The organism is Butyricicoccus sp. (assembly GCF_050872565.1).
GTDB lineage: Bacteria > Bacillota > Clostridia > Oscillospirales > Butyricicoccaceae > Butyricicoccus_A.
This window is the reverse complement of record NZ_JBNMHC010000483.1, coordinates 1-1,344: the sequence shown is the minus strand read 5'-3', so window position 1 is coordinate 1,344 and position 1,344 is coordinate 1. Positions and strand designations below refer to the sequence as shown.

The following is a 1,344-nucleotide window of genomic DNA, read 5'->3' as shown; positions in this document are numbered from 1 at the left end:
CCATCGTCTTGCAGCCACAATGTAACGCAGCCAATAATACCGCTGGACATAAAGCGGTTGTGATAATTTCTGCTCTTTTCGCTCTCGTTGATGTCCAATGCATTGCGCGTGCGATTGACCACATCTTCAATGACATTCATGATCTTATTCTGCAAGCCGCTGTCTGCACTGCGCAGCAAAAAGGTGCAAAACAAAAATCGCTGGCTCTGCACATAATCAAACACTTTTTTCAGCATAGGACGTGTAGACATCTCATTTTTTGTCGGCTGAAATTCTGCAATTGCTTCTTTCAGTTCCTCGACCAGTTCATCTTCAATCTGATTGCGCAGGTCATAGGTGTCAGTATAATGAAAATAGAATGTACCGCGGTTGAGATCCGCCCGATCTGTAATCTCCTTGACGGTAATGTCCTTGAATTCCTTCTCATTCATAATCTCCGCCAGCGCCTGACGCAGCAGCCGTTTGGTTCTGCGGATTCTGCGGTCTTCCTTCTGTGCTGCCATTTTCCCATCCTCCTGTACATGCATGGTTTCTTTGCAAATACTTTATAAATGTATTATACTATACAGCATGTCCTAAATCAACACCCATTTTTCGCTTGCAATCGCCCATCCCCTGTGCTATCATAAATGTTGTACGCAGGTATAGTTCACCGGTAGAACGGCAGCTTCCCAAGCTGCATAAGCAGGTTCGACTCCCGTTACCTGCTCCATACCATAAAGCCTTGGAAGTTACGATTTTAGTGTGCTTTCAAGGCTTTTTACGTACTTTTATACTATGTGAAATTTAATCCTTTCTGATGGCAAATGTTCTGTGTGTGTCAATTTTCAGCAATTGTGGTAAAAAAGAGAAGGAAATAGAGAAGGAAGTAGCAGGAAAGAGAAATAAGGACGACAAAAAAAGCTAGGCTTTGCGCCTAGCTTCTTTTTTATCCGGCGAGAGGTGCTGGTTTTTTTGGTGTGTTTTTCTCGCTATTTTATTCTCCGTACACTTGCTTCATTTCTTCCATGCTCGCCATTGCCGCGCCCATCTTTCCGACAGTCAGAGCGGCGTAGTCCGCAGAAAAGTTCAAAAATCCCGTCAATTCCTGTTCGCTGATGGTATCCAAATCATCCACGCCATAGCCAGCCCGTGCGAGCTGAAACAGGAAAGAACCGGCAAACGAGTCTCCTGCGCCAGTGGTATCCACCACTTCTTTAACTCTTCGTGCCGGAGTATGCGCAGAAGTCGTGCGCGTATACACGCTGGAGCCATTTGCGCCCTTGGTCAGAATGACCATGCGGCACTTGCCTTGCAGCAGCCGATGAACTGCTTCTAATTCGCTGCGGCAGCCCGTGACAAATT

At 46.1% G+C, this 1,344-nt stretch carries 2 protein-coding genes and 1 tRNA gene; 1 reads left to right on the top strand and 2 read right to left on the bottom strand.

All coding sequences use genetic code 11. From position 1 onward, the window contains the following. A partial coding sequence (locus tag ACR0P9_RS12750; protein WP_432620719.1) for a TetR/AcrR family transcriptional regulator occupies positions 1–503 on the bottom strand: 503 nt, incomplete at its 3' end. A gap of 135 nt (positions 504–638) precedes the next feature. Here ACR0P9_RS12750 and ACR0P9_RS12745 point away from each other — a divergent pair. Further along, positions 639–712 (top strand) — tRNA-Gly (locus tag ACR0P9_RS12745). 264 nt (positions 713–976) lie between these two features. Here the strand turns inward: ACR0P9_RS12745 and ACR0P9_RS12740 are convergent. Then, a partial coding sequence (locus ACR0P9_RS12740) for a PfkB family carbohydrate kinase (RefSeq protein WP_432620717.1) occupies positions 977–1,344 on the bottom strand: 368 nt, incomplete at its 5' end.